Annotated in this window: 15 protein-coding genes; 7 read left to right on the top strand and 8 right to left on the bottom strand. The window is 67.1% G+C overall.

Annotated elements, in window-relative coordinates; all coding sequences use genetic code 11:
• The first annotated feature begins 49 nt into the window (after positions 1-49).
• The 3 genes from DFR49_RS14995 to DFR49_RS15005 are packed head-to-tail and all read left to right on the top strand — an operon-like array spanning position 50 to position 3397.
• On the top strand, positions 50-1330 hold the full coding sequence (locus DFR49_RS14995) for a D-tagatose-bisphosphate aldolase, class II, non-catalytic subunit (RefSeq protein WP_119036542.1): 1281 nt from the start codon (positions 50-52) through the stop codon (positions 1328-1330).
• Positions 1323-2456 (top strand): SIS domain-containing protein, encoded by a 1134-nt coding sequence (locus DFR49_RS15000; protein ID WP_119036543.1) that lies wholly within the window; start codon positions 1323-1325, stop codon positions 2454-2456. The genes DFR49_RS14995 and DFR49_RS15000 overlap by 8 nt, the downstream gene beginning before the upstream one ends.
• Positions 2453-3397 (top strand): N-acetylglucosamine kinase, encoded by a 945-nt coding sequence (locus tag DFR49_RS15005; RefSeq protein ID WP_119036544.1) that lies wholly within the window; start codon positions 2453-2455, stop codon positions 3395-3397. The genes DFR49_RS15000 and DFR49_RS15005 overlap by 4 nt, the downstream gene beginning before the upstream one ends.
• 51 nt (positions 3398-3448) lie before the next feature.
• On the opposite strand, the gene DFR49_RS15010 is transcribed toward DFR49_RS15005, so the two are convergent.
• The 8 genes from DFR49_RS15010 to DFR49_RS15045 all read right to left on the bottom strand — a co-directional run bounded on the left by DFR49_RS15010 (position 3449) and on the right by DFR49_RS15045 (position 11237).
• On the bottom strand, positions 3449-4846 hold the full coding sequence (locus DFR49_RS15010) for an alginate export family protein (RefSeq protein WP_119036545.1): 1398 nt from the start codon (positions 4844-4846) through the stop codon (positions 3449-3451).
• Positions 4847-4904: 58 nt separating this feature from the next.
• The gene (locus DFR49_RS15015; RefSeq protein WP_119036546.1) at positions 4905-5084 is read right to left on the bottom strand and encodes a YezD family protein; all 180 of its coding nucleotides are present in this window, start codon (positions 5082-5084) and stop codon (positions 4905-4907) included.
• Complete coding sequence (locus DFR49_RS15020; RefSeq protein ID WP_119036547.1) at positions 5081-6139, bottom strand: sulfate/molybdate ABC transporter ATP-binding protein; 1059 nt, start codon at positions 6137-6139, stop codon at positions 5081-5083. The genes DFR49_RS15015 and DFR49_RS15020 overlap by 4 nt, the downstream gene beginning before the upstream one ends.
• The gene (gene cysW / locus DFR49_RS15025) at positions 6136-6969 is read right to left on the bottom strand and encodes a sulfate ABC transporter permease subunit CysW (RefSeq protein ID WP_119036548.1); all 834 of its coding nucleotides are present in this window, start codon (positions 6967-6969) and stop codon (positions 6136-6138) included. Before cysW ends, DFR49_RS15020 begins: the two co-directional genes overlap by 4 nt.
• Entirely contained in the window at positions 6966-7853 is an 888-nt protein-coding gene (cysT, locus tag DFR49_RS15030) for a sulfate ABC transporter permease subunit CysT (RefSeq protein ID WP_245968593.1), read from the bottom strand. The genes cysW and cysT overlap by 4 nt, the downstream gene beginning before the upstream one ends.
• A 6-nt stretch (positions 7854-7859) precedes the next feature.
• Positions 7860-8945 (bottom strand): sulfate ABC transporter substrate-binding protein, encoded by a 1086-nt coding sequence (locus DFR49_RS15035; protein ID WP_119036549.1) that lies wholly within the window; start codon positions 8943-8945, stop codon positions 7860-7862.
• Positions 8946-9016: 71 nt separating this feature from the next.
• The gene (locus DFR49_RS15040; protein WP_119036550.1) at positions 9017-9475 is read right to left on the bottom strand and encodes an RrF2 family transcriptional regulator; all 459 of its coding nucleotides are present in this window, start codon (positions 9473-9475) and stop codon (positions 9017-9019) included.
• A 52-nt stretch (positions 9476-9527) separates the two neighbouring features.
• Complete coding sequence (locus DFR49_RS15045) at positions 9528-11237, bottom strand: SLC13 family permease (protein WP_147373713.1); 1710 nt, start codon at positions 11235-11237, stop codon at positions 9528-9530.
• A gap of 260 nt (positions 11238-11497) precedes the next feature.
• On the opposite strand from DFR49_RS15045, the gene DFR49_RS15050 reads away from it, so the two are divergent.
• The 4 genes from DFR49_RS15050 to rplL all read left to right on the top strand — a co-directional run bounded on the left by DFR49_RS15050 (position 11498) and on the right by rplL (position 15129).
• Entirely contained in the window at positions 11498-13279 is a 1782-nt protein-coding gene (locus DFR49_RS15050; protein ID WP_119037230.1) for a DEAD/DEAH box helicase, read from the top strand.
• Positions 13276-13725, top strand: a complete 450-nt coding sequence (locus DFR49_RS15055; protein ID WP_119036552.1) for a YaiI/YqxD family protein — start codon at positions 13276-13278, stop codon at positions 13723-13725. Before DFR49_RS15050 ends, DFR49_RS15055 begins: the two co-directional genes overlap by 4 nt.
• 435 nt (positions 13726-14160) lie before the next feature.
• A complete protein-coding gene (rplJ, locus tag DFR49_RS15060) occupies positions 14161-14676 on the top strand; it encodes a 50S ribosomal protein L10 (RefSeq protein WP_119036553.1) in 516 nt (171 codons plus the stop codon).
• Positions 14677-14748: 72 nt separating this feature from the next.
• Positions 14749-15129 (top strand): 50S ribosomal protein L7/L12, encoded by a 381-nt coding sequence (gene rplL / locus DFR49_RS15065; RefSeq protein WP_119036554.1) that lies wholly within the window; start codon positions 14749-14751, stop codon positions 15127-15129.
• Positions 15130-15145 lie beyond the last annotated feature (16 nt).

Here is a 15145-nt window from a genome sequence, read left to right on the forward strand (position 1 = left end):
GCGTTATCTGCGCTTAACGCCTATATGCGGATGCGCGAAAGGAGCCGGCATGCAAGCGATCCGCGCGTTGGTTACGCGGCACAAATCGGGCGAACGGGTGGGCATCACCTCGATCTGCTCGGCGCACCCGCTGGTGATCGAGGCGACCTTCGTCCACGCGCTGCGGCACGATCTCCCGATCGTGCTGATCGAAGCGACCTCGAACCAGGTCAATCAGGACGGCGGCTATACCGGCATGGTCCCCGCCGCGTTCCGGTCGTTCGTCGAAGGGATCGCGGCGCGCGTCGGCTTTCCGCTCGATCGGCTGGTGCTCGGCGGCGATCATCTCGGCCCCAACGCCTGGACGGCGCTGCCCGCCGAAGCGGCGATGGCGAAGGCCGAGATCATGGTGGCCGATTATGTCCGCGCCGGGTTTCGCAAGATCCACCTCGATTGCTCGATGAGCTGCGCCGACGATCCGGTTCCCCTTCCCGAACACCTGATCGCCGATCGCGCCGCTCGCCTCTGCCGTGCCGCCGAACAGGCGTTTGACGGTGCGCCCGATGACGCCCCCGTCTACGTCATCGGCACCGAAGTGCCGGTGCCCGGCGGCGCGGCAGAGGACCTTGATGAACTCGCCGTCACCACCCCCGAGGCCGCGCTCGCCACGGTCACGATGCACCGAGATCTGTTCCATGAGCGCGGGCTCGGCGCCGCATGGGATCGCGTGGTCGCCACGGTCGTCCAGCCGGGAGTCGAATTCGATCACGACAAGGTCGTCGATTATCGCCCCGAGAAAGCGCGCGCGCTGAGCACAGCGATCGAGCCGGTCGATCACATCGTGTTCGAGGCGCATTCGACCGACTATCAACCGCCCCAGGCGCTCGCGGCGTTGGTGCGCGATCATTTCGCGGTCCTCAAGGTCGGCCCTGGCGTTACCTTCGCCCTGCGTGAAGCGCTGTGGGCGCTCGATGCGATCGAGGCCGAATGGATCGCCGACGGCCGCGCCGCAATGCGCGAGGTGACACTCGCGCGGATGAAGGCCGATCCGGCCAATTGGCGCAAATATTATCACGAACAGGGCCGCGCGCTCGATCTTCAGCTCCAATACAGCCTCAGCGACCGGATCCGCTATTACTGGCCCGATCCCGCCATCGTGGCCGCGCAGCAAACGCTCTTCGCCAACCTGCGAAGGTCGCCGCCGCCGATGGGACTCGTCAGCCAGTATCTGCCCGCCGCCTTCGCCGCAGTGCGCCGCGACGACATCGCGACCGATCCCGCCGCGCTCGTGATCGCCCATATCGGGATCACGCTCGACGCCTATTACGGAGCCTGCTACCCTCATGTCTGATGTGCTCCCGCCGCGCGCCGACGCCGCCGAGTGCTGGACGCGGCGTGAAATCTTCCAGCAGCCGCAAACGCTGCGCGACACGCAACGCCTGCTCAGCGATCAGGCGGCGGCGATCGAGCGTTTCATCAGCCCGCTCCTCGCGCGACCGAACGTGCGCATCGTGCTGACCGGCGCGGGCACCTCCGCCTTCGTCGGCCAATGCCTCGCGCCCTGGCTCGCACGCGAGACCGGCCGCAGGGTCGACGCGGTTGCCACCACCGACATCGTCAGCGCGCCCGATCTCTATTGCGAGCGCGACACGCCGACGCTGCTGGTGTCGTTCGGCCGTTCGGGCAACAGCCCCGAAAGCGTCGCCGCGGTCGACATCGCCAATACCCGGATCGCGCGCGTCCATCATCTCGTCATCACCTGCAACGCCGAAGGTGCGCTCGCCCGGAATGCGGGGGCCGACAGCTATGTCGTCACCCTGCCCGACGCGGTGAACGACCGCGCGTTCGCGATGACATCGAGCTTCTCGTCGATGATGTTCGCCGCTTTGTCGATCCTGTCGGGCATCGGGAAACTGGACGCGCGCGTCGCCGCGATCGCCGACGCGGTCGGGGGCATCCTCGCCGATGGGGAAGCGCAGATGGCCGCGCTCGCCGCGCAGCGCTTTGCGCGCGTCGTCTATCTCGGCAGCGGCTTGTTCGAAGGGCTGGCACGCGAGGCCGCGCTCAAGTTGCTCGAACTCACCGACGGCGGCATCGTGACGTTCTTCGACACGCCGATGGGCTTTCGGCACGGCCCGAAGACGGTGGTCAACAAGGACACGCTGATCGTGGTGTTCGTCTCGAACGATCCGTATACCGCGCGCTATGACCGCGACCTCATCGCCGAACTCCGCCGCGATCGGGTGGCAGGAGCGATCGTGACGATCGCGGCACACGCGCAGGCCGACGATACGCTCGCGATCCGCCATCTCGACAAGGTTGACGATGCCGATCTGCTGTTCCCTTATATCGTCCCGGCACAGCTCTTCGCCCTCCACGCCTCGCTCGCGCTGGGCATGACGCCGGACACGCCCAACCTCGCCGGCACCGTCAATCGCGTCGTCCGGGGCGTTCGCATCCATCCCCTCAAGGCATGACCGTCCGCTATTTTCTGGGCGTCGACGGCGGCGGCACCAAGACGCAGTTCGTCTGCATCGACGATGCGGGCAACGTCGTCGCCAGCCACCGCGAACCGACGACCTATCATCTCCAGGTCGGGCTCGACGGGGCGGAGCGCGTCCTTCGCGCGGGTGTCGCGGTGATCTGCGGCACGCTCGGCATTTCGCCGACAGGGTTTGCATACGTCTTCTTCGGTCTGCCCGCGTTCGGCGAGGACGACGAGGTGGACCCGCAGCTCGACCGGCTGTGCGGCGACATCCTCGGCCACGCGCGCTATCGCTGCGGCAACGACATGGTGTGCGGCTGGGCGGGCTCGCTCGCCTGTGAAGACGGGATCAACATCGTCGCGGGCACCGGGTCGATCGGCTATGGCGAACGGCAGGGGCGCGCCGCGCGCGTCGGCGGTTGGGGCGAGGTCTTCGGCGACGAGGGCTCGGCCTATTGGATCGCGATCCAGGGGCTCGACGCCTTCGCGCGGATGAGCGACGGCCGCCTCGCCAAGGGGCCGCTGCACGAGGGTTTCCGCGAAGCGCTGCACCTCGACACCGATCTCGGGCTGTGCGCGGCGATCATGGGCGAGCACGGCCTGACGCGCGATGCGATCGCCGGGCTGGCGCCGATCGTCGCCGCGGCCGCCGATCGCGGCGATCGCGCGGCGCGGGCGATCCACCGCCACGCCGCGATCGAACTCGCCGGTATGGCGGACGCGCTACGCCGCACGCTCGGTTTCGCCGACACCGAGCAGGCGCTGCTGTCCTGGTCGGGCGGCGTCCTCAACCATGTGGCGGCGGTGCGGGAGGCGTTTTGCGCCCGGCTCGATCGATCGGGCGGCTATTGCGTGATCGAGCCACGTCACGAACCCGGCTACGGCGCAGCGCTCTACGCGAGGCACCTGCACAAAAACGCTGCATCCGCCTGAGGGCTTGCCGCCTCGATCGCAGATACCGCGCGACGGCCATCGCCGCCGCCATCAGAACGTCGCCGTCAGGTCGAAATAACCATAAACAGGGTCGCCGAAGCCGTTGGCGTTGGGCGCGTCGTTCAGGAACCGGCCGTTGATCAGCAAAGCCGCGCCGGTATCGACCCGCAGCAGCTTGGGGACAATCCAATAGCGCACGCGGCCTTCGATCTGATGGCCGCCGAAACGCCCCGATGCGCCACCGGGGTCGCGCACGCCGGTATTGGCGAAGCTGTCGATCGCGCTGTCGAGCCAGTTCGCGCGGTACATCACGAAACCGTCCCAGCGCTTGTCCGGCGTCACCTCCAGCCGGACGCCCGGCGAATCGATGTTGTTGCGGCCCAGCGGGCCATAGATGCTGCTCGGCCCGTAATCGGGGCGCCGCACGCCGTAGAGGCTGTCGAACCGGCCGAAACCGCCCCCGGCACGATCGCCGCTCGCCCGGTCATATTCGATCGAAACCCGCGGCGTCCACGCGATGTCGAACTGATGGCCGATCTCGGCATGGACGAAATAGGCCGACACGTCCTGCTCGGGCGCTGTCGCCGTCGTGCCGGTACGGGCGCGGCCAAACTGATAGGCGCCCTCGATCTCGAAATCGGTCTTGCCCGGCTTGGGGTCGGAGAAAATGCGAATCCCCGGCGTATAGAGATGGCGATTTTTGGTCGGATAATCAGGCGAATCGCGCTCGGTCAGCCCATAGAAATAGAAATCGAGATTGGCGCGGCCCGCAAGCGCCGGCTTGTTGAGGAAGCCGCCCCAGAAGGCGACGTCGAAACTCTCGCGATCCCACATCACCTTGTTGTCGAGGATACCGGCCTTGTCGCCCGGCAGGCGATTGAGCGGCAGCGCGTAGAAGGCGGTGAGATAGGTCTTGTCGGCGCCGCGGAATTCGGCACGGATGCCGGCGAACGCGTTGGTCGCGTTACGGAAATTGTTGCGCCCCACCAGGCGACGAGATCCCAGATCCATCGTGAACCGTCCGACATCGACGCTGGTCGAAGAGCCACTGCCCAGCGCATCGTCGAGATCGACTCCGACATAGCCCTGGATCAGTTCGGCCGCATTGACCTCGCCGGTCGATACCGAACTGCCCGCATCGTCGAAATAGGCGCGTGAATCCATGATCTCGCCGCCGATCCGGATCGGCCCGGTGTCATATTCGGCGAACAGCGTTGTGCGCAGCACGACGAGATCGTCATGCCGGTCGAGCCCGGGGCGGAACTGGTTGCCGAGCACTTCGTACCGGCCGCGCACGCTGCCCGAGATCGTCAGGCCATCGGGATCGCCCAGCGCCTGCTGAAGCGTGAACGGCGCGTCCTTCTTTTCCTGTTGGTCCTGCGCCCGCGCGGGCACAGTAGCGCTCGCCGAGGCAAGCAGGGCGGCTATCAAAACGGGGCGTGCGATCATAAGTCCTCCAGATGGATCGCGACGCCTCCGGTGGTCCGGTCGGCATCAGGAGTGGTGGTCAGGTGCCCAAGCGGTGCTTTTCGCTGATCTCGATCAGGGTCACCCGGCCTTCGTGAACGGTGAGCGCGACGCTGCCGAAGCGCAGCCGTCGCAGCGCGTCGCGTACCGCGGCAACCGCGCGCTCGATCTGCGCGTCGTCGGCATTGGCGGCGGCCAGGCGCTGCGGTGCCAGGCTCATGCCGCCCGCGCCCCGGCGATGCGGTCGGCAAAGACGCGCGCTCGTGTGGGAACGATACGGATTGCCTGTCCGGGCGTTGGCGCCGCGTCGGGCGCGACATCAAGCTCGATCGGGCCGGAAACGCCGTCGATCGCGCTCTCGACGCGGACCCGCCCTTCACGCGGACGCACGAGCGAGACGATCGCGTCGATCCCCACCTCGTCGACGCTACCGATCCGCGCGTCGTGCGGCCGGAAGAACAATTCGCCCGGCCCGCGCACCCCGTTTGCATCGACGTCGAGCGCGCTGCCGCGAAAGATCGCCTTGCCGTCAGCCGCCGTCACCGGGATGCGGTTCGATTCGCCCACAAAGTCGAACACGAAGGCATTGGCGGGCGCGTCATAGACCTCGGCGGGCGTCCCGATCTGTTCGATCGCGCCGTTGCTCATCACGACGACGCGGTCGGCGACCTCGAGCGCTTCCCCCTGATCATGCGTCACGAAGATCGATGTCAGCCCGACGCGATCGTGGAAACCGCGCAGCCAGTGGCGCAATTCCTTGCGCACCTTGGCGTCGAGCGCGCCGAACGGCTCATCGAGCAGCAGCAGGGTGGGGTCGACCGCGAGCGCACGCGCCAGCGCCACGCGCTGCCGCTGCCCGCCCGAAAGCTGCGCCGGCAGCCGGTTGCCGAGATCGCCCAACTGGACGAGATCAAGCAATTCCTGCGCTCGCGCGCGGATCGCACGGCGCGACGGCCGCTCGCGCCGCGGTCGCACCGACAGGCCGAAGCCGATATTCTCCGCCACCGTCATATGCTTGAACAGTGCATATTGTTGAAACACGAAGCCGATCCGTCGCTCGGCGACGCTCAGCCCGGTGATGTCCGAACCCTCGAAATGGACTGTCCCCCGTTCGGGAAACTCGAGCCCCGCGATGATCCTCAGCAACGTCGTCTTGCCCGATCCCGACGGCCCGAGCAGCGCGAGGAACTCACCCGGCCGCGCGGTGAGGTTGATGTCGGTTAGCGCGGTGAACGCGCCGAACCGCTTCGAGATGTCGGTCAGCCTGATGCTCAATATCCTGTCCTCCCGTGGATGCCGTAGCGCCATTCGAGGATGCTCTTGAGCGTCAGGGTCACCAGCGCGAGCAGCGCCAGCAGCGACGCCACCGCGAACGCGGCGGCGAAATTATACTCGTTGTAGAGAATCTCGACATGGAGCGGCATCGTGTTGGTCTTGCCGCGGATATGGCCCGAGACGACCGACACCGCGCCGAATTCGCCCATCGCCCGCGCGTTGCACAGCAGCACGCCGTAAAGCAGTCCCCAGCGGATATTGGGCAGCGTCACGCGGCGAAACGTCTGCCACCCGCTCGCCCCCAGCGACAGCGCAGCCTCCTCGTCGTCGCGCCCCTGTTCCTGCATCAGCGGGATCAGTTCGCGCGCGACGAAGGGAAAGGTGATGAACATCGTCGCCAGCACGAGCCCGGGCACGGCGAAGATGATCTCGACATCGTGCGCGCGCAGCCACGGGCCGAACCAGCCCTGCGCTCCGAACAGCAGCACATAGATCAGCCCCGAGACCACCGGCGAGACCGAGAACGGCAGGTCGATCAGCGTGATCAGCACACTTTTGCCGCGAAAATCGAACTTGGCGATCGCCCAACTCGCGGCCAGCCCGAAGACGATGTTGAGCGGCACGCTGATCGCCGCGACCAGCAAGGTCAGCCGCACCGCCGACAATGCATCGCGCTCGATCAGCGCGGCGCCGTAAGCGGCAAATCCCTTCGACAGCGCCTCGGCGAACACCGCCACCAGCGGCGCGACGAGAAACACGCCCAGAAAGGCGAGCGCGATGCCGAGCAGCGCGGCGCGCGCGAGCGGGGTCGATGCGGCGCCGCGCGTCATGCCATCCCCCGCTTGCGCGACCAGACCTGGATCAGGTTGATCAGCAGCAGCAGCGCGAACGACGCGATCAGCATCACCGCCGCGATCGCGGTCGCGCCCGCATAATCGAACTGTTCGAGCTGGGTGACGATCAGCAACGGCGCGATCTCGGTGCGATACGGCATGTTGCCCGCGATGAAGATCAGCGAACCATATTCGCCCACGCCACGCGCGAAGGCGAGCGCGAAGCCGGTCAGCAGCGCCGGGCCGATCGCGGGCAGGATGATGCGATGGAAGGTCTGCCACCCGCTCGCGCCGAGCGTCGCGGCGGCTTCCTCGACATCCTGGCCGAGATCGGCCAGCACCGGCTCGACCGAGCGCACCACGAACGGGAGCCCGATGAAGACCAGCGCCACCACCACGCCTATGGGCGTGAACGCCACCTTGATCCCGAGCGGCGCGAGTAGGCCGCCGAACCAGCCGTTATCGGCATAAAGCGCGGTGAGCGCGATGCCGGCGACCGCGGTGGGCAGCGCGAAGGGCAGGTCGACCAGCGCGTTGACGATGCGCTTGCCGGGAAAATCCTGCCGCACCAGCACCCAGGCGACCAGCATCCCGAAGACGGTGTTGATTCCCCCCGCTGCCAGCGAGGCGCCGAAGCTCAGTTGATACGCCTTGAGCGCGCGCGCCGAGAGGCCGACCGCGACGAAATCGTCCCAGCCCATGCCCGCGGCGCGGATGAAGATCGTGGTCAGCGGAACGAGGACGATCAGCGACAGCCACGTGATCGTAAACCCCAGCGTAAGCCCGAATCCGGGAATGACCCTGCGATGATTGGATTTGGGTGACGAGCGGTGCCACGCCCGCCCGTCACCCATGTCGATCGCCATCTCCGCCGACTGCATGGGAGCTTAGCGTTTGATGCCGGAGAAGATGCGATCGAACACCCCGCCGTCCGCGAAATAGGTCGTCTGCGCTTGCTGCCAGCCGCCGAAATCCTTGATCGTCACCAGATCGAGCTTCGGGAAGGTGCCGGCATATTTGGCTGCCACATCGGCGTTGCGCGGGCGATAATAGTTTTTGGCGATCAGTTCCTGCGCCTCGGGCGTGTAGAGGAACTTGAGATATGCCTCGGCCACGGCGGTCGTGCCGTGCTTGGTCGCGTTGGCGTCGACCAGCGCGACCGACGGTTCGGCGAGGATCGAGATCGACGGCACGACGATATCGAACTTGCCGGCGCCCAGCTCCTTTTGCGCCAGGAATGCCTCGTTCTCCCAGGCAAGCAACACGTCGCCGATGCCGCGTTCGACGAAGGTCGTCGTCGCCCCGCGCGCGCCCGAATCGAGCACCGGCACGTGACCGAAGAGGTCGCCGACGAATTTCTCCGCCGCCGCGTCCGACCCGCCGGTCTTGCGACCGTACGCCCAGGCCGCGAGGAAATTCCACCGCGCGCCGCCGCTCGTCTTGGGATTGGGCGTGATCACCGCCACGCCGGGCTTCACCAGATCGCCCCAATCCCGGATATGCTTGGGGTTGCCCTTGCGGACGAGAAACACGATCGTCGAGGTGTAGGGCGCGCTGGCATCGGGCAGGCGCTGCTCCCAGTCCCTGGCGAGCACATTGCTGTTCTGCGCGATCGCATCGACGTCATAGGCGAGCGCCAGCGTGACGACATCGGCCTCGAGCCCGTCGATCACCGCGCGCGATTGCTTGCCCGAGCCGCCGTGGCTCATGTTGATCGTCACGTCCTGGCCGTGCTCGGCCTTCCACTGCGCGGCGAACGCGGCGTTGATGTCTTTGTAAAGCTCGCGCGTCGGATCGTAGGAGACGTTGAGCAGCTCGATCGCGCCACCGTTCGCCGCTTTGTCGGCCGACGTCTTGGAGCCGCAGCCGGCCAACGCGAAGACGGCCAGCGCCCCGATCGCCGCCCCGAACCAGCGCCGACCGCGCGCGCGCGGCTGCGAAACCTGTAGAAAACGCTGTCCCCGTTCGATCATCAGTGCCTCCAGAGCCGTTAAGCCCTTATAACCTACCTGTGTAGTAGGCTAAAGCAACTGAAGTTTCGCTTTCAGGCGCTTCGGCGTGCGCTTTTGTCGTCCTGGCGCTCGCCCTCCTCGCGCGTCAACGCATGGCCGAGCGTGCGGTTATCGAGAATCGCCCGATACGCATCATAGGCGCGGCCGAATTCGCGTCGGATGTCGCACGCCTGTTCGTTGACGCAATCCTCGCACCGCCGATAGGCCTGGCGCGACAGGCAAGGCAGCGGCGCCAACGGACCTTCGAACAGGCGCAAAACCTCGCCGAAGGTGATCATATCGGCGGGGCGCAGCATCACATAGCCGCCGTGCTTGCCGCGGCGACTCTCGAGCAACCCGGCATTGCGAAGATCGACGAGGATCTGTTCGAGGAACTTGTGTGGGATGGCGTGGCGCGTCGCGATCTCGGCGCTCGTCAGCGGCTGGCCATCGGGCATCTCGGCAATGGCGAGCAGCGCCCGGAACGCATAACGGGCCTTGTTGGAGATCATCGAACAAATCCTAGTGGAAATATGGGGAACCTAGCAGAATTTTGGGCGGCTGTCATATCCAGAACACCCGGATCCCCAGCAACGCGACGATCAGGTTCACCGCCAGCAGCGGCAGCCCCAGCTTGGGAAAATCGCGGAAGCGATACCCCGCCGCCCCCATCACGACCGCATTGTTGTGATGGCCGAACGGCGTCAGGAAATCGAGCGACGCCCCGATCGCCACCGCAACCAGCAGCGGCTCGATCGGTATCCCCGATCGCGTCGCGACCCCGGCGGCAACCGGACTCAGCACCGCGGCGACCGAAACATTGTCGACGAACGGCGTGAGCAGTGCTGCGAACCCCAATGTCGCCCCCACGACGACGATCGGATCGGCCGTCGGCAGATGGCCGACGACCGCGTCGGCGATGACGCGCGCCGCGCCGGTTTGTTCGACCGCCATGCCCAGCGGGATCATGCACGCCAGCAGGATCACGATCGTCCAGTTGACGTCCTGCAACCCGCTGCGTAGCCGCAGCGAGCCGGTCAGCGCCATCGCCAACACGACGCCGCCGAACGCGATTTCGGGCGGCACCAGCCCGAGTGCGGTCGACGCCACCCCGATCGCGAACACCGCCACCGACAGGAACGCATCGGGGCGCGCGGCTGCCGGGGCTTGCGGCATCAGCGCCAGCAGCCCCGCGTCGACGATCGCCTCGCGCAACACCTCGCGCTCGCCCGCGAGCAGCAGCACGTCGCCGAGGCCGATCTGGAGGTCGCCGAACCCGCCCTCTATCCGCCGCCGCCGGCTGGCGATGCCGATCACCCGCACACCGCGCTCGGCCAATGTGTCGAGCGCACCGATCCGCGATCCCACCAGATAGCTGTCGGGGGTCACGACCGCCTCGATCCGCTCGTCCGGCCCGGTCGGGCGGTGAATCGCGTCGAGCGCGTCGAGGCCGCCTTCGACCAGCACGACATCCCCCGGTTCGACGTGCATCGTATCGCGCCGTGCAAAAACGTGCCGTCCATCGCGAACGATGCCGTGCAGCGTCAACGCATGACGCTGCTCGATCGCAGCCGCCGACAAGCCGACCAGCGCCGATCCGGGCAGCGCCCGCAATTCGGTGACGAACGCGCCCGGCGTCCCGGCGGCCGCGCTCACATCGGGTTCGAACCGCCGGAACAAACGCGGCGCCACGATCACCATCCAGCCGATGCCGAGCATGGCGATCGGCCCCCCTACCGAACCGAACGCGAAATAGCCGAACCCGCCCCCCGTCTGCGCCACCTTCCAATCGTTGACGATCAGGTTGGCGGGGGTGCCGGTGAGCGAGCACATGCCCCCCATCAGGGTCGCGAACGACAGCGGCATCAGCATCCGCGCGGGCGCGATCCCCAGCCGCGTACACACCGACAGCGCTACCGGAAAGATCAGCGCCAGCGCCCCGATATTGTTCATGAACACCGAGACGAACGCCGCCGCCGCGCACAATATCGCCAGCGCGATTCGCTCGCCCCCGGCGCGGTCGACGATCAGCCGCGCGAACGATTCCACCGCGCGCGTCCGCGCCAGCACCGAGACGATCAGCAGGATTTCGACGACCGTGATCACCGCCGGGCTCGAAAAGCCGCCGAACAGTGCGGTCGAGGGAACCAGCCCGATCGCGAAGGCCGTTGCCAGCCCGGTCAGCGCCACCAGTTCCACCCGGAAACGGTCGAGCGCGTAAGCGACGAACATGGTGCCCAGCAGGATTATGATGGCGACTTGATCGATCGTCATGAACACCGTATCCGCGCGTCCTTGATCCAGATGCTTATCGGCTAAGCGCGCGATGACCAAGAACCGCGAACGGCCGATTCGGAAGCGCTGGGGAAAAATGGCGTCCCATCCGACGGCCGCACCTTAAGCGACCATCGAAACCCGCGAGCCAGGCGCTCGAGGCCGAATCCGGCCCGTGCCGTCCTCGCGAATGGGCAGCAACGCTATACCGGCCAATGTTCCGCCTGCCGCCGCTGCGGCTGGCCAATTTCGTGAGTCCCATGCCCTTTTCCGATCTCCCCCCCGTCCTCGTCCAGGCCCTTACCGAGCACGGCTACACCGCCCCCACCCCGGTCCAGGCCGCGGTCCTCACGCCTGAGGCGCCGGGCCGCGATCTCGTGGTCTCCGCGCAAACGGGATCGGGAAAGACGGTGGCGTTCGGCCTCGCGCTCGCCACCGATCTGCTCGACGACGACGACGACGACGGCACGCTCCTGCCCGCCGAGACGCCACGTGCGCTGGTGATCGCGCCGACGCGCGAACTCGCGTTGCAGGTCAGCCGCGAACTCGCCTGGCTGTACGGCAAGGCCGGCGCGCGGATCGCGACCTGCGTCGGCGGGATGGACGCCGCGAAGGAGCGGCGGTCGCTGCGCGGCGGCGCGCATATCGTCGTCGGCACACCGGGGCGGCTGCGCGACCATCTCGAACGCGGGGCGCTCGATCTGTCGGCGCTCAAGGCCGCGGTGCTCGACGAAGCCGACGAGATGCTCGACATGGGCTTTCGCGAGGATCTCGAACAGATCCTCGATGCCACCCTCGACGGGCGCCGCACGCTGCTGTTCTCCGCGACGATGCCACGCCCGATCGTCGCGCTCGCCAAACGCTATCAGCGCGACGCGCTGCGCATCTCGACCGTCAGCGACGAACGCGGGCATGGCGACATCACCTATCAGGCGGTCACCATCTCGCCGTCCGAAACCGAGGCCGCGGTAATCAACCTGCTGCGCTTCCACGAGGCGGAAACCGCGCTGCTGTTCTGCGCGACGCGCGACAATGTCCGCCGCTTCCACGCCACCCTGCTCGAACGCGGCTTCTCGGCGGTCGCGCTGTCGGGCGAACATTCGCAATCCGAACGCAACCACGCGCTCCAGGCGCTCCGCGATCGGCGCGCGCGAATCTGCGTCGCCACCGATGTCGCCGCGCGCGGCATCGATCTGCCGAGCCTCGGGCTCGTCATCCATGTCGAAATCCCCCGCGATCCCGAAGCGCTCCAGCATCGCTCGGGCCGCACCGGCCGCGCCGGCAAGAAGGGAACGGCGGTGCTCGTCGTCCCCTATCAGCGGCGCAAGCGCGTCGAATCGCTGCTGCGCGCGGCGAAGGTCACCGCCGAGTGGATCGAGGCGCCGACCCCCGAGGCGATCCGCAAGCAGGACCGCGAACGCCTGCTCGCCGCCTTGCTCGAGCCTGTCGCGTTCGACGACGAGGATCGCGCGCTCGCCGAGCGGCTGATGGCCGAGCGCCCGGCCGCCGACATCGCCGCCGCTTTGGTGCGCGCGCACCGCGCGCAGATGCCCCAGCCCGAGGAATTGATCGGCAACAGCCCCGATGCACGCCGCGCCGCGCAGGCCGAGCGCCACCGGCCGGGGTTCGAGGACACTGTCTGGTTCCGCATGGATATCGGCCGCCGCCAGAATGCCGATCCGCGCTGGCTGCTGCCGTTGCTGTGCCGGCGCGGCCACATCACCAAGAACGAGGTCGGCGCGATCCGGATCGGCGTGAACGAAACCCATTTCCAGATTCCGCGTGCGATCTCGGGCAAGTTCAGCGCCGCCGTCGCGCGGACCGTCGGTGCGGAAGGCGGGGACGATCCCGTCCACATCGAGCCGTCACAGGCCGGCCCGCGTGAAAGCGCGCGCGCGAACCGCGCGGGCGGCCCCCGTCCCCACGCCGGCGCCGCGCCCTATAAAGCGCGCCCGAACGGTCGCGGTCCGGGCAAGGGCGGCAAACCGTTCCGCAAGCCCGGCGATCGCGGCCCGGGGAATCGGGGCGGCCACCACAAATGACCGTCCGCATCCTCGTCGATGCCGATGCCTGCCCGGTCAAGGACGAGATCTACAAGGTCGCGTGGCGCCACAACGTGCCGGTGACGATCGTCAGCAACAGCCGCCTGCGCGTGCCCGACCATCCGCTGATCGGCGGCGTCGTGGTCGGCGACGCGTTCGACGCGGCCGATGACTGGATCGCCGAGCGCAGCGATCCCGCCGCGATCGTCGTCACCGCCGACATCCTGCTCGCCGATCGATGCCTCAAGGTGGGTGCCACCGTCATCGCGCCGACCGGCAAGCCCTTCACCGCCAATTCGATCGGCGGCGCGATCGCGGTGCGCGCGATCATGGCCGATCTGCGCGCAGGCGGCGATGTGATCGGCGGCCCCGCGCCTTTTTCAAAGACCGATCGCTCACGCTTCCTGCAAGCGCTCGATACCGCGCTGGTGCGGCTCAACCGCTAGGCTGTATCGACATTCAGGGTCCGTTCGTGCTGAGCCTGTCGAAGCACCGTCCTTCTTGCGGCGGCGTCGAGAGAAAGAACGGCCCTTCGACAAGCTCAGGGCGAACGGGTCCGGATTAGCGCTCTTGGTGCTCGGTTGTGGAAGCGACCCCCGCCCGCTTCCCCACTCCTCGACAATTGACTCTGGCGCCCGAAGCGCTAGAGGGCAGCGCTTGATCGGGCCTCGGCCCGGTCGCCGTCCGAGACAGCGGGTGGGCCTCGGCCCTTAATCTCCCGCCGAGACGGGGAAAAGGATTTCGGTTCGGCCGCCGATGCGCGCCGATCTGCCGCTGCCATGCGGCGCCCTTCCCCATCGCAAGGACAAACCGGGTGCGGGTTCGCCCTCGCCCGGCGTGTAACCGGGCCTCTTTCGAGAGGCCCAAACGTGGAGAATGGCATGGATCGTGCTCAAAAGACCGAGGCCGTTGCCGAGCTGAACCGCACCTTCAACGAGGTCGGCGTGGTGGTCGTCACCCGCAACCTCGGGCTCACCGTCGCGCAGTCGACCGAGCTTCGGATCAAGATGCGGGAAGCTGGCGCGACCTATAAGGTCTCGAAGAACAAGCTTGCCAAGATCGCGCTCAAGGACACCGATTACGCCGGCATCAGCGACCTGCTGACCGGCCCGGTGGGCCTTGCCACCTCGTCCGATCCGGTTGCCGCCGCCAAGGTGGTCGCCGATTTCGCGAAGACCAACGACAAGTTGGAAATCGTCGGCGGGGCGATGGGGGCGACGATCCTCGACGTCAAGGGTGTGAACGCACTCGCCGCGCTGCCGTCGCTCGACGAGCTGCGGGCCAAGATCGTGGGCCTCGTCCAGGCGCCCGCGACCAAGCTCGCCCAGCTCACGAACGCCCCGGCATCGAAGCTCGCGCGCGTGTTCGCCGCCTATGGCGACAAGGACGCCGCCTGAACGATCGATCAGGCTCAATTCGACGTTATCGACCTGAACAATTGGGGGCTTTCCCCCGCATGGAGACTTAAAATGGCTGACCTTAGCAAGATTGTTGACCAGCTTTCGGAACTGACCGTCCTCGAGGCCGCTGACCTCGCCAAGCTGCTCGAAGAGAAGTGGGGCGTTTCGGCCGCTGCCGCGGTTGCGGTTGCCGGCCCGGCCGCCGGTGGCGCCGGTGGCGGTGCCGCCGAAGAAGCCAAGGACGAGTTCGACGTGATCCTCACCGGCGACGGTGGCAAGAAGATCAACGTCATCAAGGAAGTCCGCGCGATCACCCAGCTCGGCCTGACCGAAGCCAAGGCGCTCGTCGAAGGCGCGCCCAAGGCCGTCAAGGAAGGCGTGAACAAGGAAGAGGCCGAGAAGATCAAGGCCCAGCTCGAAGCCGCCGGCGCGACTGTCGAACTGAAGTAAGCCGCAAGGCTTGTTT

The organism is Hephaestia caeni (assembly GCF_003550065.1).
Classification (GTDB): Bacteria; Pseudomonadota; Alphaproteobacteria; order Sphingomonadales; family Sphingomonadaceae; genus Sphingomonas; species Sphingomonas caeni_A.